The sequence below is a fragment of the Burkholderia sp. MSMB1459WGS genome (genome assembly GCF_001534535.1).
GTDB lineage: Bacteria > Pseudomonadota > Gammaproteobacteria > Burkholderiales > Burkholderiaceae > Burkholderia.
In genome coordinates, this window is sequence record NZ_LPMU01000044.1 from 206,609 (window position 1) to 232,264 (window position 25,656).

The window sequence follows — 25,656 nt, forward strand, 5'->3', positions numbered from 1 at the left end:
ACATGCGCCGGCCGGGAGAAGGGTCAGCGGCCCGACATCGTCGTGGTCGCGCCCGGTTCCTGCACGCCGAAGCAGCCGCGATAGGTCGCGTAGAACGAGCAGTACAGCATCGTGACGATGATGATCGTCACCGGCATCATGATCGTCAGCGCATACGCGCCGGCGCCGAGCGCCTGCAGCAGCAGCGACAGCGCGAGCGACGTGCCGAGCGCGACGCCGAACCACAGCGCGCCGTACACGACGAACGCGCCGCGATTGCGCCAGCAACTGACGACGCTGAAAAACAGCGCCTTCGCGGGCGGGACGTCATGCCACGCGACCAGCACCGGCGCGAACCAGAACAGCATCGAGACCGGCAGATAGAGCAGCGTCGCGAAGAACAGCGCGCCGAGCGTGCCTTGCGCGGCCAGCGTCTCGGGCGTCGTGTTCGCTTCGTCGGCCGCGCCCATCATCACATGGAACAGCGCGCCGCCGTCCACGAACGACGAAGCGGCGAACACCAGCACCATCGACGCGACGTAGATCGCGCCGAGCGCGAGCAGCCGCTGGGTCGCGACGGTGCCGTACGAGCGAAAGCCGTCGACGAGAATCGTCGGCATCACCGTCTTGCCGGCCACCGTGTCGCGGCACGCGGCCATGAAACCGACCGCGATGCCGGGAATGAACACCAGCGGCAGCGCCGAGCCGATCACGGGCACCTTCGACACCAGCGTAATGGCGAGCAGGTACGTGAAGAACAGCGTGATGAACGCGAGCGGATTCCGGCGGAACAGCCAGATGCCTTGACGGAACCAGACATAGCCCGTTTTCGCGGGCACTTCGATCAGTTGCATGCGGTTTGGATCTCGGGAAGCGCGGGCGTATGCGCGATACGCTCCCGCAGGATGCGTTCGAAATGGCCGGGGTCGTGCGGCTTGAGCATCTCGGCCGCGCGCGGCAGGTAGAAGTCGTACAGGCGCGACACCCAGAAGCGGTACGCGCCGGCGCGCAGCATGTCGCTCCAGTGGCGCCGTTCCTCGGCCGTGAACGGCCGGACCGTCTGGTATGCGCGCAGCAGCGCATCGGCGCGCGCGACGTCGAGCACGCCGCTCGCGAGGTCGACGCACCAGTCGTTGACGGTCACCGCGACGTCGAACAGCCACTTGTCGCAGCCCGCGAAGTAGAAGTCGAAGAAGCCGCCGAGGCGCACCTCGTGGCCCGTGCCGGGCGCCGCATGGGCGAACAGCACGTTGTCGCGGAACAGGTCGCAATGGCACGGCCCGCCGGGCAGCGCCGCATAGTCGTCCGACGCGAAGAAGCCGGCCTGGTGCGCGAGCTCGCCTTCGAGCAGCGTGCGTTGCGCGTCCGTGATGAACGGCACGATGGCCGGCACGTTCTCCTGCCACCACGGCAGGCTGCGCAGGTTCGGCTGGCTGCGCGGGTAGTCGCGCCCGGCCAGATGCAGACGCGCGAGCATCTGCCCGACCTCGATGCAGTGTTCGACCCCCGGCGCGAGTTCGGCCGCGCCGTCGAGCTTCGTGACGATCGCGGCCGGCTTGCCGTGCAGTTCGCCGAACAACGCGCCGTCGTCACGCGGGACCGGGTCCGGCACCGGCACGCCGTGGGCGGCCAGATGGCGCATCAGGTCGAGATAGAACGGCAGTTGCTGCGCCGTGAGCTTTTCGAAGATCGTGAGGACGTATTCGCCGCGCGTCGTCGTCAGGAAGAAATTGCTGTTTTCGATACCGGACGGAATACCGCGGAACGCAAGCACGTCGCCCAGTTCGTAGTGGCGCATCCATTGCGCGAGATCGGAGTCGGAAACAGCGGTGAAAACGGCCATGCGGGATGCGTCAGTCAGGGTGTCGGCACGCGGGCGGCGTGCATCGCGACAGCAGGTGAAGGGGCGGCGCGGCGCGATCGGTGCGCGACGCCACGGAATCAGTAGCGCAGGTTCAGCGACGGCAGGCGCGTGATCGGGATGCCCGCGTCGTGCGGCTTCGGCGACGTGTCGGGCGTCGAGCTCATCTGGTAGCGCGTGCCGAAGTTCGACTTCACGTCGATCTCGACCGGCTTGCCGCGGTCGCGGTACTCGGTGACTTCGGTGCCGTTCTTGCTCTTTTCGTGGAAGCTCGGCGTGCGGCGGATGTCGGCGAAGTCGACTTTCGACGTGACTTCGGCGCCCGGCCGGTTGATCTTGCGGAGATCGGGCAGGCCGGCGGCTTCGTTGGCCTCGGCCCGGGCCTGCGCGTCGGCGTCAGGCGTGCCGCCGGCGGCGTGAGCGACGCTGGCGGCGGCAAACGCGACGGCAGCGGCGACGAAAATGAGCGGCTTCATGATGAGTCTCCAGTGAACCCACCGATTTTAGCAAATACTGCGCGCCATCCGGCCCTGGCGCGCGCAGGGGCAGCCATAAAGGCGACGGGGTTCCGTGGTAATGTCGTCGGATCAGACGAGGTGATGAAAATGAAGAACGATTTGAGCCGCCGGCACCGTGTGCTGTCGCCCGAAAGCCCGTCGGTCGAGGCTTTCGACGATCCGATCGCCGCCGTTGCGCGGCTGTCCGCCATTTACGACACGAATACGGGCTTCCTGCGCGATGCGTTTGCGCGCTATCGCCGCCACGAACCGATCACCGAGCACGTGCGCGCGTGCTACCCGTTCGTGCGGATCCGCACCGACGTCAACACGCACGTCGATTCGCGCCGCTCGTACGGCTTCGTCGCGGGCCCCGGCGTATTCGAGACGACGGTCACGCGCCCCGATCTCTTCGCGAACTACTACCGCGAGCAACTGCGCCTGCTGTCGAAGAACCACCACGTGAAGATCGAGATCGGCGTGTCGTCGCAGCCGATTCCGATCCATTTCGCCTTTCCGGAAGGCATTCATCTCGAGGGCGAACTCGATCGCGACCGCCTGCTCGCGATGCGCGACATCTTCGACACGCCCGATCTGTCGTATCTCGACGATCGTATCGTCAACGGCACGTTCGAACCGGCCCCGGGCGAGCCGCATCCGCTCGCGCTGTTCACGGCCGCACGCGTCGACTTCTCGCTGCACCGGCTGCGCCACTACACGGCGACGTCGCCCACGCACTTCCAGAACTACGTGCTGTACACGAACTACCAGTTCTACATCGACGAGTTCGTGAAGCTCGGCCGTACGCTGATGACGGAAAGCGACGACCCCGAGGTGCGCGCGTACCGCAGCGAGTACAGCGCGTTCGTCGAGCCGGGCGACGTCGTCACGTACAACGCGAACCTCGGCGGCGAACCGGCCGAGGGCACCGCGCCGCCGCGCCTGCCGCAGATGCCCGCGTATCACCTGAAGCGCGCGGACGGCAGCGGGATCACGATGGTCAACATCGGCGTCGGCCCGTCGAACGCGAAGACGATCACCGATCACATCGCGGTGCTGCGTCCGCACGCGTGGGTGATGCTCGGTCACTGCGCGGGGCTGCGCAACACGCAGCGTCTCGGCGACTACGTGCTCGCGCACGGTTACGTGCGGGAGGATCACGTGCTCGACGCCGACCTGCCGCTGTGGGTGCCGATTCCGGCGCTGGCCGAAGTGCAGCTCGCGCTCGAGCGCGGCGTGGCCGAGGTCACGCGGCTCGAAGGCGCGGAACTGAAGCGCGTGATGCGCACCGGCACGGTCGCGAGCGTCGACAACCGCAACTGGGAGCTGCGCGACCATCGCGAGCCCGTGCAGCGGCTGTCGCAGAGCCGCGCGATCGCGCTCGACATGGAAAGCGCGACGATCGCCGCGAACGGCTTCCGCTTCCGGGTGCCGTACGGCACGCTGCTGTGCGTGTCGGACAAGCCGCTACACGGCGAACTGAAGCTGCCGGGCATGGCCGACACGTTCTATCGCGGGCAGGTCGACCAGCATCTGCAGATCGGCGTGAAGGCGATGGAGATCCTGCGCACGAACGGGCTCGACAAGCTGCATAGCCGCAAGCTGAGAAGCTTCGCGGAAGTGGCGTTTCAGTAACGACACCGCGCAACGGCGTCCGTCACGACAAAGGCCGCACGCGAACCCGGGTTCGCGTGCGGCCTCGTTCTTTTCGTTTCGATACGAAGGCCGGATGGCCCCGTACTTGGGCGCTCAGCACTCGCCCTTTTTCGCGTGCCCCGGCGGGCAGTGATAGCCGCCATGACCGCGATGACGCTCGTGATCTTCCCACTCGCGGCGTTCCCAGTAGCGGCGGCCATCCCAGTAGCGGTCGCCGTGCCAGCCGACGATGACCGCCGGCGCCGGTGCGACCACGACGGGTGCGGGCGCGACGACGACCGGCGGGGGCGTGCCGATGTTGACGTCGACGTTGACGGCGTGAGCGAGGCCGGACAGCGAAAGGCCGAGGCCGGCGAAGGCGAGGGCGATCAGCGAGCGTTGCATGTTCTTTTCCGTGGTGGGGTGATGAATGGGCCGGCGCGACGCGATGGAAGCGAGGGGGACCGTTCCACCGGGGGATCGCCGCGCCGACACGATGAAGTGTGCTGGCGCGCGATGGAAAAGGCGAGTCGTGATTATTACGGAGGATTGGCGGTGCGCAGGCGCGCGACCGGTCATCCATTTGACAGTGACGGGCCGCCGGTATGGGCGATCCCGCGACATGGCGCAGCGCCGACTGCGGGGATTTGACATTCGACCGCGCGCGGCGGCGAACGGGCATTAACCTCGCGTTACAAAATCACGCCCGGCGGGCCGCCGGATCGCGAGGTCCATAGTTGAAAAGCACGACACCGGCCGTCGGGCCGGCTGTCGTCATTGACCGGTTACAAATAGAACATCCGGTCTTCTTCCGGGCGCGGCGGATGATCTTCGTCATCCGAGCCTTCTTCCTCGCCGCTGTCCTCGTAGAACGCGAGCACGGCATCCAGCACCTGGTCGGGATCGTCGATCACCTGCATCAGATCCATGTCTTCCGGATTGATCAGGCCCATCGGAATCAGTTGATCGCGGAACCATTGCAGCAGCCCCTGCCAGAACTCGCTGCCGACGAGGATGATCGGCACGAGGCGCGACTTCTTCGTCTGGATCAGCGTGAGCACTTCGGACAGCTCGTCGAGCGTGCCGAAGCCGCCCGGCATCACGATCACCGCATCCGAATTCTTCACGAACGTGACCTTGCGCGTGAAGAAGTGGCGGAAGCGCAGCGAGATGTCCTGATAGTGATTGCCCGCCTGCTCGTGCGGCAGCTCGATGTTCAGGCCGACCGACGGCGCCTTGCCGGCGTGCGCACCCTTGTTCGCGGCTTCCATGATGCCGGGGCCGCCGCCGGAGATCACGGCGAAGCCGGCGTCCGACAGCTTGCGCGCGATTTGCGCGGCGAGCTTGTAGTGCGGCGTGTCGGGTTTGAGGCGGGCAGAACCGTAGATGCTGACGGCCGGGCGGATCTCCGACAGGTACTCGGTCGCCTCGATAAACTCTGCCATAATCGTGAACATCTGCCACGATGCGCGCGCCTTCTTGGCCGTCGCGCGTTCTTGATCTGCGAGCGAACGCAGACTCGGAATCACTTTTCTCTTGTTCATAATGCCTGAAGAACGAAATCTGGAAGGTAAGACCCTGCTATTGGTTGACGGTTCGAGCTATCTGTATCGGGCTTACCATGCGATGCCTGATTTGCGTGGCCCTGGCGGGGAGCCGACCGGAGCGCTCTACGGAATCATCAACATGCTGCGCCGTATGCGCAAGGAAGTCAGTGCAGAGTATAGCGCTTGCGTGTTCGATGCAAAGGGCAAGACGTTCCGCGACGACCTTTATGCCGACTATAAGGCAAACCGTCCGTCGATGCCGCCCGACCTCGCATTGCAGGTCGAGCCGATCCACGGCGCCGTGCGCGCGCTCGGCTGGCCGCTGCTGATGGTCGAAGGCGTCGAGGCCGACGACGTGATCGGCACGCTCGCGCGCGAAGCGGAGCAGCACGGGATGAACGTGATCGTGTCGACCGGCGACAAGGATCTCGCGCAGCTCGTGACCGAGCGCGTCACGCTCGTCAACACGATGACCAACGAGACGCTCGACCGCGACGGCGTGATCGCGAAGTTCGGCGTGCCGCCCGAGCGGATCATCGACTACCTCGCGCTGATCGGCGACACCGTCGACAACGTGCCGGGCGTCGAGAAATGCGGGCCGAAGACGGCCGTGAAATGGCTGTCGCAATACGACAGCCTCGACGGCGTGATCGAACACGCGGCCGAGATCAAGGGCGTGGTCGGCGACAACCTGCGCCGCGCACTCGATTTCCTGCCGCTCGGTCGCAAGCTCGTGACGGTCGAGACGGCCTGCGATCTCGCGCCGCATCTCGAATCGATCGAAGCATCGCTGAAGAGCGACGGCGAGGCGCGCGAGCTGCTGCGCGACATCTTCGCGCGCTACGGCTTCAAGACCTGGCTGCGCGAAGTCGACAGCGCACCCGCGGAAGGCGGCGGCGCCGATGCGCCGGAAGGCGAGCCGGCACCGGTGATCGCGACCGACGTCGTGCGCGAATACGACACGATCCAGACGTGGGAGCAGTTCGACGCGTGGTACGCGAAGATCGATGCGGCCGCGCTGACCGCGTTCGACACCGAGACCACCGCGCTCGACCCGATGCTCGCGCGGCTCGTCGGCCTGTCGTTCTCGGTCGAGCCGGGCAAGGCGGCCTACCTGCCGGTCGCGCACCGCGGCCCCGACATGCCCGAGCAGCTTCCGCTCGACGAAGTGCTCGCGCGCCTGAAGCCGTGGCTCGAATCGGCCGATCGCAAGAAGGTCGGCCAGCACCTGAAGTACGACGCACAGGTGCTCGCGAACTACGACATCGAACTGAACGGCATCGAACACGACACGCTGCTCGAATCGTACGTGGTCGAATCGCATCGCACGCACGACATGGATAGCCTCGCGCTGCGTCATCTGGGCGTCAAGACGATCAAGTACGAGGACGTGGCCGGCAAGGGCGCGAAGCAGATCGGCTTCGACGAAGTGGCGCTCGCGCAGGCCGCCGAATACGCGGCCGAAGACGCCGACATCACGCTGCAGCTTCATCACGCGCTGTATCCGCAGGTCGCGCGCGAGCCGGGCCTCGAGCGTGTGTATCGCGAGATCGAGATGCCGGTGTCGCTCGTGCTGCGCAAGATGGAGCGTACGGGCGTGCTGATCGACGATGCGCGCCTGCAGGCGCAGAGCACCGAAATTGCGACGCGTCTGATCGAGCTCGAAGGGCAGGCGTACGAACTGGCGGGCGGCGAATTCAATCTCGGCTCGCCGAAGCAGATCGGGCAGATTTTCTTCGAGAAGCTGCAGTTGCCGGTCGTGAAGAAAACGCCGAGCGGCGCGCCGTCGACCGACGAGGAAGTGCTGCAGAAGCTGGCCGAGGACTACCCGCTGCCGAAGCTGCTGCTCGAGCATCGCGGGCTGTCGAAGCTGAAGTCGACCTATACCGACAAGCTGCCGCGCATGGTGAACCCCGCCACCGGCCGCGTGCACACGAATTATGCGCAAGCGGTCGCGGTGACGGGCCGCCTTGCGTCGAACGACCCCAATCTTCAGAACATTCCGGTGCGCACGGCCGAAGGCCGGCGCATCCGCGAGGCGTTCATCGCCGCGCCGGGCCACCGGATCGTGTCGGCCGACTATTCGCAGATCGAATTGCGGATCATGGCCCATATCTCGGGCGACGCGTCGCTGCTGCGCGCGTTCTCGCAGGGCGAGGACATCCACCGCGCGACGGCCGCCGAAGTGTTCGGCGTGACGCCGCTGGAGGTCAATTCCGACCAGCGCCGGATCGCGAAGGTGATCAACTTCGGGCTCATCTACGGGATGAGCGCGTTCGGGCTCGCGTCGAACCTCGGCATCACGCGCGACGCGGCGAAGCTCTATATCGACCGCTATTTCACCCGCTATCCGGGCGTCGCGCAGTACATGGAAGACACGCGCGCGACCGCGAAGGAGAAGGGCTACGTCGAAACCGTTTTCGGTCGCCGCCTGTGGCTGCCAGAGATCAACGGCGGCAACGGGCCGCGCCGCCAGGCGGCCGAGCGCGCGGCCATCAATGCACCGATGCAGGGCACGGCGGCCGACCTGATCAAGCTGTCGATGATCGCGGTGGACGACTGGCTCACGCGTGACCGGCTTGCGTCGCGGATGATCATGCAGGTGCACGATGAACTGGTGCTCGAGGTGCCCGAAAGCGAGCTGTCGCTGGTGCGCGAGAAATTGCCGGAAATGATGTGCGGCGTCGCGAAGCTGAAGGTGCCGCTGGTCGCCGAAGTGGGCGCCGGCGCGAACTGGGAAGAGGCACACTGACGCACCCCCGAGCGCGCCCCGTTTCCTGCGGCATATTGTTGCAGGGATGCCAAATATCGAGATGGTTTGCTTGTGGTCAACGCGCAAGCTCCCGGACAATGCATGTCAGTCATGTCATTGACGCGGGGCGGCGCGCCCGCGTTCCGGATCGGCCGCATCGAGGTGTTTCGAACTGCACATCGATGATGTCCGAACCGGTTAATCCACCGGACGGCGCGAATGCATCGCGTTTGCTTCATCCGGCGGCAGCAGTTTCGAATCGCAAAGGGGGAATCGGATGCATCGGATCATCATCGTAGGCGGAGGCGCGGGCGGCCTGGAACTGGCGACGCGGCTCGGCGATCGTTACGGCGCGCGCGGCAATCGTCCCGCGCGTGCGCTTGTCACGCTCGTCGACCGCAATCCGACACACATCTGGAAACCGCTGCTGCACGAGGTCGCGGCCGGCAGCATGGACCCGTTCACGCAGGAGCTCGAATATGCGGCGCAGGCGCGCTGGCACGGCTTCGAGTTCCAGCAGGGCGAGCTGTCCGGGCTCGACCGCGCGGCGAAGCGTCTCATGCTGTCGCCCCTCAACGACAGCGACGGCGCGGAACTGTTGCCGGCGCGCGAGCTGGAATACGACACGCTCGTGATCGCGATCGGCAGCACGACCCACTTCTTCGGCGTGCAGGGCGCACCGGAAAACGCGATCGCACTCGATACGGTCGGGGAGGCCGAACGCTTCCGCAAGCGGCTGATCGCGGCATGCATGCGTGCCGAGCACCAGGCGCCGGTGCCGACCGCGCCCGGCGGGGCGGCCGAGCCGCGCATCCAGGTCGTGATCGTCGGCGGCGGCGCGACGGGCGTCGAGCTGTCGGCGGAACTGCGCAATACCGCGCAGGTGCTGTCCGCGTACGGGCTGCACAAGCTCGATCCGCGCAACGACGTCGGCATTGTGCTGATCGAATCGGGGCCGCGGATTCTGCCGGCACTGCAGGAGCGCGTGTCGGCGGCGACGGCCGAGCTGCTCGAGAAGCTCGGCGTGCGGCTGATGCTCGGCGAGCGCGTGACCGAGGTGGCGCCCGGGTTCGTGCATACCGCGAGCGGCAAGGTCGTGCGCGCGGACCTGACGGTCTGGGCGGCCGGCATCAAGGCGCCGTCCGTGCTGTCGCACCTCGACGGCCTCCAGGTCAACAAGCTCGGGCAGCTCGACGTGCGCCGCACGTTGCAGACCTTCACCGACGACAACGTGTTCGCACTCGGCGATTGCGCGGCCTGCGCATGGCCCGGCAACGAGCGCAACGTGCCGCCGCGCGCGCAGGCGGCGCACCAGCAGGCGAGCTTCCTGCTGAAGGCGATCGGCTGCCGGCTCGAGGGGCGCCCGCTGCCCGAATTCACGTATCGCGATTTCGGTTCGCTCGTGTCGCTCGGTCACTTCAGCGCGGTCGGCAATCTGATGGGCGGGCTGATCGGCGGCAACATGCTGATCGAAGGGCTGTTCGCGCGCTTCATGTACATGTCGCTGTACCGGCTGCACGTCGCGGCGCTGCACGGTTATCCGCGGATGATGCTCGACACGGTTGCGCACTGGCTGCGGCGCACGACGCTGCCGCGCGTGAAGCTGCACTGAGCGCGTACTCGTGTACTCGCATGCGGAGCGGGTGGAGAATGCGCACGTCGCGCGCGTTCGCCGCCCGTTTTTCTTTTCGATTCGCAAGGATTCGGTCGCGCGATGCACGTCGATAGGCGCAACCGCGCGGTGATTCGGCAGGCCGTTGGAAGGCTGCCACGCGGTGTCGATTCGATCGTCGCCACGCGTCGTAATCGAGTCTTACACATCCGACAGTTGACGCGACAACGGATTATTGGGCATCTTGTCCGGGTTTTCGTTTGCGGCGGAGTGCCAACCGCCGCGACATCCGCGCCGCGCGCCGGTGCGATGCCCCGTCATGGCGTATCCGCGATCGTGACGGCGGCGCCCAATCGAGGAGTGCATTCATGTTGAAACCCGAAGTCGACAGCCTGGTCCCCCATGTCCCGTTCTCGCGCCGCAAGTTCATGCAGGCCGCGCTGGGCGGCACCTTCGCGGCGGCCGTGCTGCCCGTGTCGGCGCAGACGGTCACGACCGACAGCGCAGGGCTGGACGTCGACACCATCGAGATCCGCTCGGGCGATGCGAGCGTGCCGGCTTATCGCGCCCAGCCGGTCGACAAGACGAACCTGCCGGTCGTCATCGTGATTCACGAGATTTTCGGCGTGCACGCGCATATCGCCGACGTGTGCCGGCGCTTCGCGAAGCTCGGCTATCTCGCGATCGCGCCCGACCTGTTCGCCCGGCAGGGCAACGCGGCGAAGTATCCGACGATGAAGGAGCTTTACGACCACATCATCAGCAAGGTGCCGGACCGGCAGGTCACCGAGGATCTCGATGCGACCGTCGCGTGGGCCGGCAAGAACGGCGGCGATCTGACGCGTCTCGGCGTGACCGGGTTCTGCTGGGGCGGCCGCCAGGCGTGGCTGTACGCGGAACACAATCCGCACGTGCGGGCGGCCGTGGCGTGGTACGGATTCGTCGAAGGCAAGACCGACGAGATGACGCCGTTCAACCCGGTCGACCACGCGTCGTTGCTGAAGGTGCCCGTGCTCGGGCTGTACGGCGAGAAGGATCAGAACATCACGCAGGCGTCGCTCGCGGACATGCGCAAAGCGATCCAGGCGAGCGATTCGAAGCTCGCGCGCGAATCGGAGATCGTCGTGTATCCGGATGCCGGTCACGCGTTCTTCGCCGACTACCGGCCGAGTTACGTGAAAAGTGATGCCGAGGACGGCTGGAAGCGCGCGATCGAGTGGTTCCACAAGTACGGCGTGATGTAAGCGGCGAGCGGCGGCAACTGCCGCCGCGGCATCGGCCGCCGCTTCATCCTCGTCGCGCAGCGCGGGGGCTCAAGGATTCGGGCCGGTCGCGATCGGTCGCGACGGATCGGCGCTCCACTCGCTCCACGAGCCGGGGTACAGCGACGCGCCGTGCAGGCCCGCCACTTCCAGCGCCAGCGCGTTGTGGCATGCGGTGACGCCGGAGCCGCATTGCAGGATCGCGCGGTTCGGCTCGGTGCCGGCCAGCACGGTCGTGAATGCCTCGCGCAATTCATGACCGGTCTTGAAGCGGCCGTCGGCGGTCAGGTTGTCCTTGAAGAAGCGGTTGCGCGCCCCCGGAATGTGGCCACCCACCCGATCGATCGTTTCATTTTCACCGCGATACCGATCCGGTGCGCGGGCATCGATCACGACGCGCGAGGGCGACGACACGTTCGCGAGCACGGCCGCTGCATCGACCGTCGATTCGAGCGGCGTGGCTGAGCGGAAGTCGCCGGCGGCCGGTTGCGGCACGTCGGTCGTCAGCGGCTGGCCGGCCGCTTCCCAGGCCTGCAGGCCGCCGTCGAGCACGGCAACCGAATCATGGCCGAGCCAGCGCAGCAGCCACCACAGGCGCGCCGCGTACGCGCCGCCTTGCGCGTCGTACGCGACGACCTGCTGACCCTGCTTGAGGCCGCGGCTGGCGAGCGGCGTCGCGAGCGCGTCGCGGGTCGGCAGCGGATGGCGGCCATTGGTGCCCGTCTTGCGGCCCGACAGGTCGCGGTCCAGATGAAGATAGTGCGCGCCGGGGAGGTGGCCGGCCGCGTAGGCGGCTTCGCCGGCGCCGGGATCGGCGAGATCGAAACGGCAGTCGAACAGCGCGACGCTGCCGGGCGCCGCGGCCAGGCGCTCGGCGAGATTGGCGGCGGAAATGAGCGTGGTGTAGTGAGTGTGTGGCATGACGGCTCCCTGGAGTGCAAATGGCCTGACACTCCAAGTCTAAACAAAAAAAGACGGGCCGAAGCCCGTCTTTTCGTTTGCCGGCGGCCGTGCGGCGCCAACGCGCCGCACCTGCGTCAGAGCTCGCCGAGGTGGCGCCGCAGGAACTCGTGGAAGTGCTGCATGCCGTCTTCCATCGGGCTCTGGTACGGGCCCACCTGCGACTCGCCGCGGGCCATCAGCGCGCGGCGGCCTGCATCCATCCGCATCGCGATCTCGTCGTCCTCGACGGCCGTTTCCATATACGCGGCACGCTCGGCCTCGACGAATTCGCGTTCGAACAGCGCGATTTCCTCGGGGTAATAGAACTCGACGATGTTGGTCGTCTTCTGCGGCCCGCGCGGAATCAGCCACGACACGACCAGCACGTGCGGATACCACTCGATCATCAGGCCCGGGTAGTAGACCATCCAGATCGCGCCGAACTCCGGCGGCACGCCGTTGCGGAACTTCAGCACCTGCTCGTGCCATTTCCGGTAAGTCGCGCTGCCCGGTTTCGCGAGGGCGTTGTGCACGCCGACCGTCTGCACGCTGTACCAGTCGCCGAACTCCCATTTGAGATCGTCGCACGACACGAAGCTGCCGAGGCCCGGATGGAACGGGACGACGTGATAATCCTCGAGGTAGACCTCGATGAACGTCTTCCAGTTGTAATCGCACTCGTGCACTTCGACGTGATCGAACTGGTATTCGGAGAAGTCGAAGTGATGCTTCGTGCCGAGATGGGCGAGGTCGCGCGCGACGTTGCGCCCCTCGGCCTCGAACAGCAGCCCCTGCCAGTTCTGCAGCGGGCTCTTGCCGAGGTTCAGGCACGGCTTGTCGGGGAAGTGCGGCGCGCCGAGCAACTGGCCTTCCAGATCGTACGTCCAGCGGTGCAGCGGGCACACGATGTTCTGCGCATGGCCGCGCCCGTTGAGCATGATCGCCTGCCGGTGGCGGCACACGTTCGACAGCAGTTCGATCTGGTTCGTCTGGTTACGGACCAGCACGCGGCCTTCCTTCTCGGACGGCAGCGCAAAATAGTCTCCCGCCTCGGGCACCATCAACTCGTGCCCGACGTAACGAGGTCCTTTCTTGAAGAGGGTTTCGATCTCGCGCTCGAGTAGCGCCTCATCGAAATATGCAGTGACTGGAAGCTGGCTGTGAGCCGACTTCAACTGAAGCGCATCGCTCAGATTGGACATTCCCACTCCCGGTGTTAGCGTGAAAGCAGTGAACAACCCAACCATCGAAAAATCGATTTAGGGAAACGGAGAATTATACCCGGTTCGCCCCGCAAGGCTAGGATTAAGTGCCTGATTTGTGTCAATTTTTTGTCGGACGACCGTCGAAAGGCGCACACTGTGCGTCGGAGATGGGGCCGGAATTGTGCGCGGGCGCCCACGACGGCAGGTCGGAAAATTCTCTTTTGCCGTAGAATGTCCGACTTGTTTTGAAATTTGACACCCTCGTCCATGGCGAAAACCGCATCCCCAGGCGCCACGCCGCCCGGCAATGGCACCGAACCGTTGCCGGACAATTACGAGATGGCGCTCGCGGAGCTCGAGACGCTGGTTGCCCGGATGGAAGGCGGCGCGTTGAGCCTAGAGGATTCGCTGGCGGCGTATCGTCGCGGTGCGACCCTCGTTGCGTTTTGCCAACAGCAGCTCGAGAAAGTGGAGCAGCAGGTTCGCGTGCTCGACGGCGCGACGCTGAAGCCGCTTTCGTCCGGAACGGCCGCCACGGACGGCGAAGACGACGATCTATGACATTCGAACAATGGATGCGGTCCGTGCTTGACCGTGTCGAGGACGCACTCGGCCACTATCTGCCGGCTGAAACCGCGACGCCCGCGAAACTTCACGAGGCGATGCGCTACGCGGTCCTCGGTGGCGGCAAACGCGTTCGCCCGCTGCTGTGCCATGCAGCAGGCGAGCTGACCGGTGCGACGGAGGCGGCGCGCAACGCCGCGGCGGCGGCGCTGGAGATGATCCACGTCTACTCGCTCGTGCACGACGACATGCCGTGCATGGACGACGACGCGCTGCGTCGCGGCAAGCCGACCGTGCACGTGCAGTACGACGAGCCGACGGCGCTGCTGGTCGGCGACGCGCTGCAGTCGCAGGCGTTCGTGGCGCTGACCGACGCCGCTGCGCTGTCGCCGGTGCAGCAGGCGGCGCTCGTGCGCGAGCTGGCGCTCGCGAGCGGCTCGATCGGCATGGCCGGCGGGCAGGCGATCGATCTGGCGAGCGTCGGCCTGAAGCTGACGCGCGAGCAGCTCGAGACGATGCACCGGATGAAGACGGGCGCATTGCTGCGCGCGGCCGTGCGGATGGGCGCGCTGGCCGGCGAGGCGCCGTCGGCGGAAACGATGGCCGCGCTGGATGTGTACGCGGGGGCCGTGGGTCTGGCCTTCCAGGTCGTCGACGACATTCTCGACGTCACGACCGATTCGGCGACGCTCGGCAAGACGGCCGGCAAGGATGCGGCGAACGACAAGCCGACCTATGTATCGATCCTCGGTCTCGAGGCGTCGCGCGAGCTGGCAGCGCAGCTGCGCGCCGAAGCGCATGACGCGCTGAAACCGTTCGGCGCACGCGCACAGCGTCTCGCCGAACTTGCCGACCTGGTAGTGAACCGGGTCAGCTGACGCGAAAGCCCGCCGCCGCGCACATGCCACGGTGCGCGCAAAAGAATGCGGGCGCGTTTGATTTCCTACAATGGAACGACGATGTACGACTTGCTGAAAACCATCGACGACCCGGCGGATTTGCGCCGCCTCGATCGTCGCCAACTGCAACCGCTCGCGGATGAACTGCGCGCGTTCGTGCTCGACAGCGTGTCGAAGACGGGCGGCCACTTGTCGTCCAACCTCGGGACGGTCGAGCTGACGATCGCGTTGCACTACGTGTTCAACACGCCGAACGATCGCATCGTCTGGGACGTGGGTCACCAGACCTACCCGCACAAGATCCTGACGGGCCGCCGCGATCAGATGCATTCGCTGCGTCAGTACGACGGCATCTCGGGCTTCCCGCGCCGCAGCGAATCCGAATACGACACGTTCGGCACCGCGCACTCGAGCACGTCGATCTCGGCCGCGCTCGGCATGGCGATCGGCAGCCAGCTGAACGGCGACGACCGCTTCTCGATCGCGGTGATCGGCGACGGCGCGATGACGGCCGGCATGGCGTTCGAGGCGATGAACAACGCGGGCGTGTCGGAAGATGCGAAGCTGCTCGTGATCCTGAACGACAACGACATGTCGATCTCGCCGCCGGTCGGCGCGCTGAATCGCCATCTCGCCCGCCTGATGTCGGGCCGCTTCTATGCGGCTGCGCGCGCAGGCGTCGAGCGCGTGCTGAGCGTCGCGCCCCCGGTGCTCGAACTCGCGCGCAAGCTCGAGGAGCATGCGAAGGGCATGGTCGTGCCGGCCACGCTGTTCGAGGAATTCGGCTTCAACTACATCGGCCCGATCGACGGTCACGATCTCGATTCGCTGATCCCGACGCTGCAGAACATCCGCGAACTGCGCGGCCCGCAATTCCTGCACGTGGTGACGAAGAAAGGCCAGGGCTACAAGCTCGCCGAAGCCGATCCGGTGCTCTATCACGGCCCCGGCAAGTTCAATCCGGCCGAAGGCATCAAGCCGTCGGCCACGCCCGCGAAGAAGACCTACACGCAGGTGTTCGGCGAGTGGTTGTGCGACGAAGCCGAGCGCGATACGCGCGTGGTCGGCATCACGCCCGCGATGCGCGAAGGCTCGGGCATGGTCGAATTCGAGAAGCGTTTCAAGGATCGCTACTACGACGTCGGCATCGCCGAGCAGCACGCGGTGACGTTCGCGGGCGGTCTCGCGACCGAGGGGCTGAAGCCCGTCGTCGCGATCTACTCGACGTTCCTTCAGCGTGCTTACGATCAGTTGATCCACGACGTCGCGCTGCAGAATCTGCCGGTCGTGTTCGCGATCGACCGCGCGGGCCTCGTCGGCGCGGACGGCGCGACGCACGCCGGCGCGTACGATCTCGCGTTCATGCGCTGCATCCCGAACATGACGATCATGGCCGCATCCGACGAAAACGAATGCCGCCAGATGCTGCACACGGCGCTGCAGCAACCGAACCCGACCGCGGTGCGCTATCCGCGCGGCGCGGGCACGGGCGTGGCGACGGTGAAGGAATTCACCGAGATCCCGCTCGGCAAGGGTGAAGTGCGTCGCCGGACGTCGCAGCCGGAAGGCAAGCGCGTCGCGATCCTCGCGTTCGGCACGATGGTCGCACCGTCGCTCGCCGCCGCCGAGGAGCTCGATGCAACGGTCGCGAACATGCGCTTCGTGAAGCCGGTCGATGCGGCGCTCGTGCGCGAGCTGGCCGAGACGCACGATTATCTCGTCACGGTCGAGGAAGGCTGCGTGATGGGCGGCGCGGGCTCGGCCTGCGTCGAAGCCCTGATGGAGAGTGGGGTTATCCGACCCGTAATACAATTGGGCCTCCCTGACCAGTTCATCGATCACGGCGACCCCGCGAAGCTGCTGTCGCAATGCGGCCTCGACGGCGCGGGCATCGCGAAATCGATTCGCGAACGCTTTCTGAGCCCGGCGGCCGATGTCGCCGATCAGGCAAAGCGCGTCGCATGAGCAGGCACCGCCCGCGGGCGGTGCCGATGCGACTGGCGTAACCGGTCTTCATTGATGCGGAAAACATGGGCCTGCGGGCCCATGTTGCTTTTCCGGCTGCCGCGTGACGCGGCGTGCGCGTCGTCGGACGCGCGGCTTACAAGGATTGAACCAAGATGAACCAGATGAACCCCGCCTTCGTGATGCCCGACGTGCAGAGCACGGTGGATACCCGTCAGATCCCGATTCAGCGCGTGGGCGTGAAGGCGGTCCGGCATCCGTTGACGGTGTGCACCGAAAGCGGCGACGTGCAACCGACCGTCGGCGTCTGGAACCTCGACGTCCGTCTGCCGGCCGATCAGAAGGGCACGCACATGTCGCGCTTCGTCGCGCTGCTCGAAGAGAATCGTGCGCCGCTGACGGTCGAGCGCTTCCGCGCGATGCTCGCGTCGATGCTCGTGAAGCTCGAGGCCGAGGCCGGCCGCATCGAAGTCACGTTCCCGTATTTCGTGAACAAGACGGCGCCGGTGTCGGGCGTGCAGAGCCTGCTCGACTATGAAGTGACGCTCGCGGGCGAAAGCCGCAACGGCGACACGCGCCTGTTCCTGAAGGTGCTCGTGCCGGTGACGAGCCTGTGCCCGTGCTCGAAGAAGATTTCGCAATACGGCGCGCACAACCAGCGCTCGCATGTGACGATCGATGCGGAGCTGGCCGCCGATCTGCCGGTCGAGGCGCTGATCCGCATCGCCGAGGAAGAGGCGTCGTGCGAACTGTGGGGGCTGCTGAAGCGTCCGGACGAGAAGTTCGTCACCGAGCGTGCGTACGAGAACCCGAAGTTCGTCGAGGATCTCGTGCGCGACGTCGCGCAGCGCCTCGATGCGGACGAGCGGGTGGTCGCCTACGTGCTCGAAGCCGAGAACTTCGAGTCGATCCACAATCACAGCGCGTATGCGCTGATCGAACGCGACAAGCGGCACGCTGCATAAACGCCGCGGCGTTTCGTCGCGCCAATGAGAAAGGCAGCTCGGAATCGAGCTGCCTTTCTGTTTTCCGGCTTGCGGCGTTGTGTTGCGCGATTCAGCGTGCGAGCGACGCGAGATCCCAGCGCGGCTTCACCGTGAACGCGTAGTCGGCATTCGCCTGCTCGGGCCAGCGGCCGAGCCGCAGCGCGCCCGCGAGCGCGATCATCGCGCCGTTGTCGGTGCAGAGCGCGAGATCGGGATAGTGTACGTCGAAGCCGCGCTTGGCCGCGGCCGCCGACAGGGCCGCGCGCAACTGGCGGTTCGCGCCGACGCCGCCCGCGACCACGAGGCGCTTGAGCTTCGTCTTCTTCAGTGCGGCGAGCGATTTCGCGACGAGCACGTCGACGGCCGCATCGACGAAGCCGCGAGCGAGGTCGGCCTTTGCCCGTTCGAGTGCTTCGCCCTCGAGCTGTGCCGCTTCGAATTTCTTCATCTGCGTGAGCACGGCGGTCTTCAAGCCGCTGAAGCTGAAGTCGAGATCGCCCGAATGCAGCATCGGGCGCGGCAGCACGACCGCGCCCGGCGTGCCCGTTTCAGCGAGTTTCGATACTTCGGGGCCGCCCGGATAGCCGAGGCCGATCAGTTTCGCCGTCTTGTCGAATGCTTCGCCGGCCGCGTCGTCGAGCGTTTCGCCGAGCGTCTCGTAGACGCCGACGTCGGTCACGCGCATCAGTTGCGTGTGGCCGCCGGAAACCAGCAGCGCGACGAACGGGAACGGCGGCGGCTCGTCGACCAGCAACGGCGACAGCAGATGGCCTTCGAGATGGTGGATGCCGACGGTCGGCTTGTTCCAGGCGAGCGCGAGCGCATTCGCGATGCTCGCGCCGACCAGCAGCGCGCCGGCGAGGCCGGGGCCCTGCGTGAATGCGATCGCGTCGATGTCCTCGCGGCGCGTGCCGCTTTGCGCCATCACGTCCTCGAGCAGCGGCAGCGCGCGGCGGATGTGATCGCGCGACGCGAGCTCGGGCACGACGCCGCCGTAGTCGCGGTGCATCGCGATCTGCGAATGGAGCGCGTGCGCGAGCAGGCCGCGCTGCGTGTCGTAGAGCGCGAGGCCGGTTTCGTCGCAGGAGCTTTCGATGCCGAGAACGAGCATGGGTACGGGCAGGGCGCGCCGTTTCGGACGCGCCGCAGATAGGTCGACGTAACCGGAAAGTATAGCAGGCGAGGGCAGGCCGGCGCTGGCAGCGGCCCGGCCACGATGCCGGGCAGGTACAATCCGCGCCATGGAAACCTATGACATCGCCGTGATCGGCGCGGGCGCTGCCGGCATGATGAGCGCCGCGGTCGCCGGGCAGCTCGGCCGCCGCGTCGTGCTGATCGATCACGCGCCGCGGCTCGCCGAGAAAATCCGCATCTCGGGCGGCGGCCGCTGCAACTTCACGAACCTGTATGCCGGGCCCGACAACTATCTGTCGTCGAATCCGCATTTCGCGCGCTCGGCGCTGGCGCGCTATACGCCGCGCGACTTCCTCGGGCTGCTCAAGCGCCATCGCGTGACCTGGCATGAAAAGCACAAGGGTCAGCTCTTTTGCGACCACGGCAGCGACGCGATCATCGACGTGCTGAAGCACGAGTGCGACGCGGGCGGCATCGCGTGGCGCCGGCCCGTCGTCGTCGACGCGGTGCGCCATACGCCGTCCGACGGCTTCACGCTCGATACGCAGCAGGCCGGCCCGATCGGTGCGCGTGCGCTGATCGTCGCAACCGGCGGCCTGTCCATCCCGAAGATCGGTGCGACCGACTTCGGCTATCGGCTCGCGAAGCAGTTCGGCCACAAGCTCGTCGATACGCGGCCCGCCCTCGTGCCGCTGACGTTCGCGCCGCAGGACTGGGCGCCGTTCGCGCCGCTGTCGGGCGTATCGCTCGAAGTGCGCGTATCGACCGGCGACAAAAAGCGCGGCGGCGAATTCGTCGAGGATCTGCTGCTGACCCATCGCGGGCTGTCCGGGCCGGGCATCCTGCAGATCTCGAGCTACTGGCAGCCCGGCGACCCGATCCGCGTCGACCTGCTGCCGCAGCGCGACACGGTGGCCGATCTGCTCGACGCGAAACGCACGTCGAAGCGCCAGATCGGTTCGCTGCTCGCCGACTGGGTGCCGTCGCGCCTCGCGCACGCGTGGCTCGACACGCATCGCGTCGCGGCCGACGCGCGGCTCGCGGACCTGCCCGACAAGACGCTGCGCCAGATCGGCGACGCGCTGTCCGGCTGGACGCTCACGCCGAACGGCACCGAAGGCTACAAGAAGGCCGAAGTGACGAAAGGCGGGGTCGATACGCGCGAGCTGTCGTCGGCGACGATGATGAGCGCGCGCGTGCCGGGGCTGTTCTTCGTCGGCGAGGCGGTGGACGTGACGGGCTGGCTCGGCGGCTACAACTTCCAGTGGGCGTGGGCGTCCGGCACGGCGGCCGGGCAGGCTGCGGCCGAGTATGCGCGCGGCGCCTGACGCACCGGCCCGCGCCGTTGCGCCGGGGGCGGCTCCGTGCCTTTGGGCAGTCGCTCTGCTATACTCGGTAGTCTTTCCCTGCAAACCTTTATTCGTGTCGGATCATGACGATCATTCGCGTTAAAGAGAACGAGCCGTTCGAAGTTGCAATGCGTCGCTTCAAGCGCACGATCGAGAAGAACGGTCTGCTGACCGAGCTTCGTGCGCGCGAGTTTTACGAGAAGCCGACCGCGGAACGCAAGCGCAAGAAGGCCGCGGCGGTGAAGCGTCACTACAAGCGTATTCGCAGCCAGACGCTGCCGAAGAAGCTGTACTGAACGATTGGGCGCCGCGCGGTTCGCTGAGCGGCGCACCGGCGACTCCGCGCGATCGGGTGCGATCGCGCAGCCGATCAGGCGGCGAGTCGCCGATGCCGGATTCGAGCAACCCGCTTGAGACACTGTCCCAAGCGGGTTTTTGTGTTGACGTCCGTTCGCGGGCGTCGGATTCACGTTTCCATCCCGGGTGAAAGATGAGTTTGAAAGAGCAGATCAGCGAAGACATGAAGGCCGCGATGCGCGCGAAGGAAAGCGAGCGTCTGGCAACGATTCGCCTGCTGATGGCCGCGATCAAGCAGCGCGAAGTCGATGATCGGGTCACGCTCGACGACGCGGGCGTCACGGCCGTGATCGACAAGATGATCAAGCAGCGCAAGGATTCGATCAGCCAGTTCCAGGCGGCCGGCCGCGACGATCTCGTCGCGAAGGAGCAGGCCGAGCTGACCGTGCTGGGCGGCTACATGCCCGCGCAACTGTCCGACGCCGAAGTGGCGGCCGAAGTCCAGGCGGCCGTCGCGCAAACCGGCGCTGCCGGCCCGCAGGACATGGGCAAGGTGATGGGCGTGCTGAAGGGCAAGCTCGCCGGCCGTGCCGACATGACGGCCGTTTCCGCGCAGGTCAAGGCCGCGCTCACGAAGTAAGACCCGTTCCCGGCGATGCGTGCGCCGGGCGCCGTATCCTCTTTTTTCGCTCGATCCCACGGTGATTCCGCATTCGTTCCTGCAGGATTTGCTGAACCGCGTCGATATCGTCGACGTGGTGGGCCGGTACGTGCAGCTCAAGAAGGGCGGCGCCAATTTCATGGGGCTGTGCCCGTTCCATAACGAGAAAAGCCCGTCGTTTACCGTCAGCCCGACCAAGCAGTTCTATCACTGCTTCGGTTGCGGCGCGCACGGCACCGCGATCGGCTTCCTGATGGAACACGCGGGGCTCACGTTCCCGGAAGCCGTGCAGGAGCTCGCGCAATCCGTCGGCCTGACCGTGCCGCACGAGCCGTCGATGCGCGGCGGCGGTGGGGGCGCAGGCGGGGGCGGCGACTATCCGGCGCCCGTGTCGAAATCGGTGGCGACCGCGCTGTCCGACGCGATGACGGCCGCGTGCGACTACTACCGCAAGCAGTTGCGCGGCGCGACCGTCGCGATCCAGTACCTGAAGAACCGGGGGCTGACCGGCGAGATCGCCGCACGCTTCGGTCTCGGCTATGCGCCGGACGGCTGGCAGAACCTCGAGGCCGCGTTCCCCGACTATCGCGACGAGTCGCTCGTCGAGGCGGGGCTCGTGATCGTCAGCGAGAAAACCGATGCGCAGGGCGTTGCGCGCCGCTACGACCGGTTCCGCGAGCGGATCATGTTTCCGATCCGCAACGTGAAGGGGCAGGTGATCGGTTTCGGCGGCCGCGTGCTCGGCAGCGGCGAACCGAAGTACCTGAACTCGCCGGAAACGCCGCTGTTCAACAAGGGCAGCGAGCTGTACGGGCTGTTCGAGGCGCGGCTCGCGATTCGCGAGCGCAAGTACGTGCTGGTCGTCGAGGGCTACATGGACGTCGTCGCGCTTGCGCAGCTAGGGTTTCCGAACGCGGTCGCGACGCTCGGTACCGCGTGCACGCCGATTCACGTGCAGAAGCTGCTGCGTCAGACCGACACGGTCATTTTCAGTTTCGACGGCGATTCGGCCGGGCGGCGCGCGGCCCGGCGCGCGCTCGAAGCATGCCTGCCGCATGCAGGCGACAACCGCACGATCCGGTTCCTTTTCCTGCCGACCGAGCACGATCCGGACAGCTACGTGCGCGAGTTCGGCGCGGACGCGTTCTCCGAGCAGGTCGAGCGCGCGATGCCGCTGTCCCAATTTCTGTTGAACGAAGCAATCGCAGGCAAGGCGCTCGATCAGCCGGAAGGCCGCGCGAAGGCGCTGTTCGATGCGAAGCCGCTGTTGCAGGCGCTGCCTGCGAACGCGTTGCGCGCGCAGATCATGCACATGTTCGCCGATCGCCTCGACATCCCGTTCGAAGAGGTCGCGGCGCTGTCGGACGTGGATACGCGTATCGCGGCGGCGCCGCGCCAGGCGCCCGCGCGCAGCGAGCGGCGCCGCGTGACGGACAGCGAAAAGCGCGCGTTGCGCACGCTGGTGATGCATCCGCGCGTCGCATCGCAGCTCGACGACGAACAGATTGCGACCCTGCGCGCGCTGCCGCGCATCGGCGAGCTGTTCGCGGAAGTCGTCGATCATGCGCGTGCGCTGGGCGACGGCGCGGAGTTCCGGCTGCTGTCGGATGTCCTGAGGACGTCCTCGAACGCGGCGACTTACGAGGAAATCTTCCGCGAAATTCTGGACTATGATGAAAACGTCCGCGATTTGCTGTTACAGAATCCGGAAGACGAGACGGTGCCCGAGCGGCAGCGTGAGCAGGAGCGGATTGCGGGGGAGGAGCTGCAGGCGGCAGTGCTCAAGATGCGCTATGACGCCTGCTGCGACCGGCTGGACAGGCTGGCGCGGCAATCCACCTTCACCCCCGAGGAATTGGCCGAATTGACGGAATTGAACCAGCAGCGAACCGACATGAAGCGTCGGCTCGGGCTGTAGGCGGCCGGGGCGCTTAGAGAGGGTTCCCCAGCGTGCTATAATATAAGGTTTCCAGCGGTTTGTTTTCCAAGCAGAGGCGAGAATCGCGATGGCAAAGACGACAGGCGGAAAGAAAGCAACAGGCAAGGGCTCGACGGAGCCGACCAAGAAGGTCACAGCGGCCAAGTCTGCTTCTTCCGCCAGGACAACGTCTTCAGCCACGTCAGCTCCTGCGGGAAAGAAAACCGCGGCCGGCACTGCTCAGGCTGCGCCGGCGCCGGCAGCCAGAACACGGGCTGCCGCCAGACCCGACTCCGGGCCGGCCAAGCCGGCGGCGAAGCGGGCAAGTGCGAAAAGCGCAAGGGACACGACTGCCGACGCGGACGAAACGGCAGTACGTACTACTCATGCACCCACGGTTCAACCGGCTGTCGTCCAGCAGCCGCGAGTCGATATAGCCGGTACGGCGAACTCCATGACCAAAAAGCTGAACGAAGTATCCGTCGAAGACGACGCAAATCAGAGCGACGAGCAGCCCGCAGCCGCGGCTGCACCGGGCAAATCCAAGGTGCGCGATCGTCGCGCCAAGGAAAAGGCGCTGCTGAAGGAAGCGTTCGCGACGAGCACGCCGGGCACGGCCGAGGAGCTCGAAGAGCGCCGCGTGAAGCTGCGCGCGCTGATCAAGCTCGGCAAGGAGCGCGGCTTCCTCACGTACGCCGAAATCAACGACCACCTGCCGGACAACTTCACCGAGACCGAAGCCCTCGAGGGCATCATCGGCACGTTCAACGACATGGGCGTGGCGGTATACGAGCAGGCGCCGGACGCGGAAACGCTGCTCCTGAACGACAACGCGCCCGCCGCGTCGTCGGACGATGAAGTCGAAGAGGAAGCGGAAGTCGCGCTGTCCACCGTCGATTCGGAATTCGGCCGTACGACCGATCCGGTCCGGATGTACATGCGCGAGATGGGCACCGTCGAGCTGCTCACGCGCGAAGGCGAAATCGAGATCGCGAAGCGGATCGAGGACGGCCTGCGCCACATGGTGATGGCCATCTCCGCGTGCCCGACCACGATCGCCGACATCCTCGCGATGGCCGAACGCGTCGCGAACGAAGAGATCCGCGTCGACGAACTCGTCGACGGCCTGCTCGATCCGAATGCTTCGGACTCCACCGATACGGACGGCTTCTCCGCGAAGGAAGCGGAAGCCATCGAGAACGAGGACGAGGAAGCCGAAGAGGAAGAGGAAGAAGAGGAAGAGGAGGAAGACGACGGTGCCGCGCAGGCATCGGCCAACGCCGCCCAGCTCGAAGCCCTCAAGCGCGCGTCGCTCGAGAAGTTCGCGCAGATCAGCGAGTGGTTCGACAAGATGCGCCGCGCGTTCGAGAAGGAAGGCTACAAGTCGAAGGCCTACCTGAAGGCGCAGGAAACGATCCAGAGCGAGCTGATGACGATCCGCTTCACCGCGCGCACCGTCGAACGCCTGTGCGATACGCTGCGTGCGCAGGTGGACGAAGTGCGCCAGGTCGAGCGTCAGATCCTGCACATCGTCGTCGACAAGTGCGGCATGCCGCGCTCGGAATTCATCGCGCGCTTCCCGGGCAACGAGACGGATCTCGACTGGGCCGAGAAGATCGCCGCGGAAGGCCATCCGTACAGCGCGGTGCTGTCGCGTAACGTTCCGGCGATCCGCGAACAGCAGCAGCGTCTGCTCGACCTGCAGGCGCGCGTCGTGCTGCCGTTGAAGGACCTGAAGGAAACCAACCGCCAGATGGCGGCCGGCGAACTGAAGGCGCGTCAGGCGAAGCGCGAAATGACCGAGGCCAACCTGCGTCTCGTGATCTCGATCGCGAAGAAGTACACGAACCGCGGCCTGCAGTTCCTCGACCTGATCCAGGAAGGCAACATCGGCCTGATGAAGGCGGTGGACAAGTTCGAATACCGTCGCGGCTACAAGTTCTCGACCTATGCGACGTGGTGGATCCGTCAGGCCATCACGCGCTCGATCGCCGACCAGGCGCGCACGATCCGTATTCCGGTTCACATGATCGAGACGATCAACAAGATGAACCGCATCTCGCGGCAGATCCTGCAGGAAACCGGCCTCGAGCCGGATCCGGCCACGCTCGCCGAAAAGATGGAGATGCCGGAAGACAAGATCCGCAAGATCATGAAGATCGCGAAGGAGCCGATCTCGATGGAAACGCCGATCGGTGACGACGACGATTCCCATCTCGGCGACTTCATCGAGGACACCAACACGGTCGCGCCGGCGGATGCCGCGCTGCATGCCAGCATGCGCGACGTCGTGAAGGACGTGCTCGATTCGCTGACGCCGCGCGAGGCGAAGGTGCTGCGGATGCGTTTCGGTATCGAGATGAGCACCGATCACACGCTCGAGGAAGTCGGCAAGCAGTTCGACGTCACGCGCGAGCGCATCCGTCAGATCGAGGCCAAGGCGCTGCGCAAGCTGCGTCACCCGAGCCGTTCCGACAAGCTGAAGTCGTTCCTCGAAGGGAACTGATTTCCAGCCTCCGTGCCGCGAACGCCGCCGGTATCCGCATGATGCCGGTGGCGTTCGTTCCCTTTGTCGTCTTTGTTGTTACAAT

Annotated in this window: 21 protein-coding genes; 13 read left to right on the forward strand and 8 right to left on the reverse strand. The window is 66.0% G+C overall.

Features of this window, described 5'->3' with window-relative positions:
- Positions 1 to 23: 23 nt before the first annotated feature.
- The 3 genes from WT97_RS17655 to WT97_RS17665 all read right to left on the reverse strand — a co-directional run bounded on the left by WT97_RS17655 (position 24) and on the right by WT97_RS17665 (position 2,316).
- Positions 24 to 833, reverse strand: coding sequence for a BPSS1780 family membrane protein (locus WT97_RS17655; RefSeq protein ID WP_059501215.1), 810 nt, complete (start codon positions 831 to 833; stop codon positions 24 to 26).
- Positions 824 to 1,822 carry a homoserine kinase gene (locus WT97_RS17660; protein ID WP_059501214.1) on the reverse strand — a complete coding sequence of 333 codons (999 nt, stop codon included), beginning with the start codon at positions 1,820 to 1,822 and terminating at the stop codon, positions 824 to 826. Before WT97_RS17660 ends, WT97_RS17655 begins: the two co-directional genes overlap by 10 nt.
- A 98-nt stretch (positions 1,823 to 1,920) precedes the next feature.
- A complete protein-coding gene (locus WT97_RS17665; RefSeq protein WP_006479446.1) occupies positions 1,921 to 2,316 on the reverse strand; it encodes a hypothetical protein in 396 nt (131 codons plus the stop codon).
- A gap of 129 nt (positions 2,317 to 2,445) precedes the next feature.
- On the opposite strand from WT97_RS17665, the gene WT97_RS17670 reads away from it, so the two are divergent.
- Positions 2,446 to 3,972 carry an AMP nucleosidase gene (locus WT97_RS17670; RefSeq protein ID WP_034205241.1) on the forward strand — a complete coding sequence of 509 codons (1,527 nt, stop codon included), beginning with the start codon at positions 2,446 to 2,448 and terminating at the stop codon, positions 3,970 to 3,972.
- A gap of 114 nt (positions 3,973 to 4,086) precedes the next feature.
- Here WT97_RS17670 and WT97_RS17675 read toward each other — a convergent pair whose 3' ends face one another.
- A complete protein-coding gene (locus WT97_RS17675) occupies positions 4,087 to 4,377 on the reverse strand; it encodes a hypothetical protein (RefSeq protein WP_059501212.1) in 291 nt (96 codons plus the stop codon).
- A 380-nt stretch (positions 4,378 to 4,757) separates the two neighbouring features.
- The gene (locus WT97_RS17680; protein WP_059501211.1) at positions 4,758 to 5,516 is read right to left on the reverse strand and encodes a TIGR00730 family Rossman fold protein; all 759 of its coding nucleotides are present in this window, start codon (positions 5,514 to 5,516) and stop codon (positions 4,758 to 4,760) included.
- A gap of 1 nt (position 5,517) precedes the next feature.
- On the opposite strand from WT97_RS17680, the gene polA reads away from it, so the two are divergent.
- The 3 genes from polA to WT97_RS17695 all read left to right on the forward strand — a co-directional run bounded on the left by polA (position 5,518) and on the right by WT97_RS17695 (position 11,127).
- A complete protein-coding gene (gene polA / locus WT97_RS17685) occupies positions 5,518 to 8,271 on the forward strand; it encodes a DNA polymerase I (RefSeq protein ID WP_060035767.1) in 2,754 nt (917 codons plus the stop codon).
- A 277-nt stretch (positions 8,272 to 8,548) separates the two neighbouring features.
- Positions 8,549 to 9,883, forward strand: coding sequence for an NAD(P)/FAD-dependent oxidoreductase (locus WT97_RS17690; protein ID WP_059501209.1), 1,335 nt, complete (start codon positions 8,549 to 8,551; stop codon positions 9,881 to 9,883).
- A gap of 368 nt (positions 9,884 to 10,251) precedes the next feature.
- A complete protein-coding gene (locus tag WT97_RS17695) occupies positions 10,252 to 11,127 on the forward strand; it encodes a dienelactone hydrolase family protein (RefSeq protein ID WP_059501208.1) in 876 nt (291 codons plus the stop codon).
- A 69-nt stretch (positions 11,128 to 11,196) separates the two neighbouring features.
- Here WT97_RS17695 and WT97_RS17700 read toward each other — a convergent pair whose 3' ends face one another.
- Together WT97_RS17700 and WT97_RS17705 are read right to left on the reverse strand one after the other, a co-directional pair.
- Complete coding sequence (locus WT97_RS17700) at positions 11,197 to 12,066, reverse strand: sulfurtransferase (protein ID WP_060353939.1); 870 nt, start codon at positions 12,064 to 12,066, stop codon at positions 11,197 to 11,199.
- A 116-nt stretch (positions 12,067 to 12,182) separates the two neighbouring features.
- Entirely contained in the window at positions 12,183 to 13,289 is a 1,107-nt protein-coding gene (locus WT97_RS17705; protein WP_059501206.1) for an aromatic ring-hydroxylating dioxygenase subunit alpha, read from the reverse strand.
- Positions 13,290 to 13,559: 270 nt separating this feature from the next.
- On the opposite strand from WT97_RS17705, the gene WT97_RS17710 reads away from it, so the two are divergent.
- From WT97_RS17710 to folE2, 4 genes are all read left to right on the forward strand, one after another.
- The gene (locus WT97_RS17710; protein ID WP_006479428.1) at positions 13,560 to 13,853 is read left to right on the forward strand and encodes an exodeoxyribonuclease VII small subunit; all 294 of its coding nucleotides are present in this window, start codon (positions 13,560 to 13,562) and stop codon (positions 13,851 to 13,853) included.
- The gene (locus WT97_RS17715) at positions 13,850 to 14,734 is read left to right on the forward strand and encodes a polyprenyl synthetase family protein (protein ID WP_060353940.1); all 885 of its coding nucleotides are present in this window, start codon (positions 13,850 to 13,852) and stop codon (positions 14,732 to 14,734) included. Before WT97_RS17710 ends, WT97_RS17715 begins: the two co-directional genes overlap by 4 nt.
- Positions 14,735 to 14,815: 81 nt before the next feature.
- Positions 14,816 to 16,720 carry a 1-deoxy-D-xylulose-5-phosphate synthase gene (gene dxs / locus WT97_RS17720; protein WP_059501204.1) on the forward strand — a complete coding sequence of 635 codons (1,905 nt, stop codon included), beginning with the start codon at positions 14,816 to 14,818 and terminating at the stop codon, positions 16,718 to 16,720.
- A gap of 155 nt (positions 16,721 to 16,875) precedes the next feature.
- Positions 16,876 to 17,685: a GTP cyclohydrolase FolE2 gene (gene folE2, locus WT97_RS17725; protein ID WP_006479422.1), complete on the forward strand. Its 810-nt coding sequence runs from the start codon at positions 16,876 to 16,878 to the stop codon at positions 17,683 to 17,685.
- Positions 17,686 to 17,776: 91 nt separating this feature from the next.
- Here folE2 and tsaD read toward each other — a convergent pair whose 3' ends face one another.
- Positions 17,777 to 18,817 carry a tRNA (adenosine(37)-N6)-threonylcarbamoyltransferase complex transferase subunit TsaD gene (tsaD, locus tag WT97_RS17730; protein ID WP_059501203.1) on the reverse strand — a complete coding sequence of 347 codons (1,041 nt, stop codon included), beginning with the start codon at positions 18,815 to 18,817 and terminating at the stop codon, positions 17,777 to 17,779.
- A 121-nt stretch (positions 18,818 to 18,938) separates the two neighbouring features.
- On the opposite strand from tsaD, the gene WT97_RS17735 reads away from it, so the two are divergent.
- The 5 genes from WT97_RS17735 (at position 18,939) to rpoD (ending at position 25,571) form a co-directional block, all read left to right on the forward strand.
- On the forward strand, positions 18,939 to 20,168 hold the full coding sequence (locus tag WT97_RS17735; RefSeq protein WP_257127272.1) for an NAD(P)/FAD-dependent oxidoreductase: 1,230 nt from the start codon (positions 18,939 to 18,941) through the stop codon (positions 20,166 to 20,168).
- 104 nt (positions 20,169 to 20,272) lie between these two features.
- The gene (gene rpsU, locus WT97_RS17740; RefSeq protein WP_006479415.1) at positions 20,273 to 20,485 is read left to right on the forward strand and encodes a 30S ribosomal protein S21; all 213 of its coding nucleotides are present in this window, start codon (positions 20,273 to 20,275) and stop codon (positions 20,483 to 20,485) included.
- A gap of 194 nt (positions 20,486 to 20,679) precedes the next feature.
- The gene (locus WT97_RS17745) at positions 20,680 to 21,126 is read left to right on the forward strand and encodes a GatB/YqeY domain-containing protein (RefSeq protein WP_059501201.1); all 447 of its coding nucleotides are present in this window, start codon (positions 20,680 to 20,682) and stop codon (positions 21,124 to 21,126) included.
- A 61-nt stretch (positions 21,127 to 21,187) separates the two neighbouring features.
- Complete coding sequence (gene dnaG / locus WT97_RS17750; RefSeq protein ID WP_059793965.1) at positions 21,188 to 23,065, forward strand: DNA primase; 1,878 nt, start codon at positions 21,188 to 21,190, stop codon at positions 23,063 to 23,065.
- Positions 23,066 to 23,153: 88 nt separating this feature from the next.
- Positions 23,154 to 25,571, forward strand: a complete 2,418-nt coding sequence (gene rpoD, locus WT97_RS17755; RefSeq protein WP_080747667.1) for an RNA polymerase sigma factor RpoD — start codon at positions 23,154 to 23,156, stop codon at positions 25,569 to 25,571.
- Positions 25,572 to 25,656: the final 85 nt, after the last annotated feature.

Coding starts and splice junctions, on each gene's coding strand:
- WT97_RS17655 (WP_059501215.1), bottom strand. CDS start 833: ATGCAACTGATCGAAGTGCCCGCGAAAACGGGCTATGTCTGGTTCCGT.
- WT97_RS17660 (WP_059501214.1), bottom strand. CDS start 1,822: ATGGCCGTTTTCACCGCTGTTTCCGACTCCGATCTCGCGCAATGGATG.
- WT97_RS17665 (WP_006479446.1), bottom strand. CDS start 2,316: ATGAAGCCGCTCATTTTCGTCGCCGCTGCCGTCGCGTTTGCCGCCGCC.
- WT97_RS17670 (WP_034205241.1), top strand. CDS start 2,446: ATGAAGAACGATTTGAGCCGCCGGCACCGTGTGCTGTCGCCCGAAAGC.
- WT97_RS17675 (WP_059501212.1), bottom strand. CDS start 4,377: ATGCAACGCTCGCTGATCGCCCTCGCCTTCGCCGGCCTCGGCCTTTCG.
- WT97_RS17680 (WP_059501211.1), bottom strand. CDS start 5,516: ATGAACAAGAGAAAAGTGATTCCGAGTCTGCGTTCGCTCGCAGATCAA.
- polA (WP_060035767.1), top strand. CDS start 5,518: ATGCCTGAAGAACGAAATCTGGAAGGTAAGACCCTGCTATTGGTTGAC.
- WT97_RS17690 (WP_059501209.1), top strand. CDS start 8,549: ATGCATCGGATCATCATCGTAGGCGGAGGCGCGGGCGGCCTGGAACTG.
- WT97_RS17695 (WP_059501208.1), top strand. CDS start 10,252: ATGTTGAAACCCGAAGTCGACAGCCTGGTCCCCCATGTCCCGTTCTCG.
- WT97_RS17700 (WP_060353939.1), bottom strand. CDS start 12,066: ATGCCACACACTCACTACACCACGCTCATTTCCGCCGCCAATCTCGCC.
- WT97_RS17705 (WP_059501206.1), bottom strand. CDS start 13,289: ATGTCCAATCTGAGCGATGCGCTTCAGTTGAAGTCGGCTCACAGCCAG.
- WT97_RS17710 (WP_006479428.1), top strand. CDS start 13,560: ATGGCGAAAACCGCATCCCCAGGCGCCACGCCGCCCGGCAATGGCACC.
- WT97_RS17715 (WP_060353940.1), top strand. CDS start 13,850: ATGACATTCGAACAATGGATGCGGTCCGTGCTTGACCGTGTCGAGGAC.
- dxs (WP_059501204.1), top strand. CDS start 14,816: ATGTACGACTTGCTGAAAACCATCGACGACCCGGCGGATTTGCGCCGC.
- folE2 (WP_006479422.1), top strand. CDS start 16,876: ATGAACCAGATGAACCCCGCCTTCGTGATGCCCGACGTGCAGAGCACG.
- tsaD (WP_059501203.1), bottom strand. CDS start 18,817: ATGCTCGTTCTCGGCATCGAAAGCTCCTGCGACGAAACCGGCCTCGCG.
- rpsU (WP_006479415.1), top strand. CDS start 20,273: ATGACGATCATTCGCGTTAAAGAGAACGAGCCGTTCGAAGTTGCAATG.
- WT97_RS17745 (WP_059501201.1), top strand. CDS start 20,680: ATGAGTTTGAAAGAGCAGATCAGCGAAGACATGAAGGCCGCGATGCGC.
- rpoD (WP_080747667.1), top strand. CDS start 23,154: ATGGCAAAGACGACAGGCGGAAAGAAAGCAACAGGCAAGGGCTCGACG.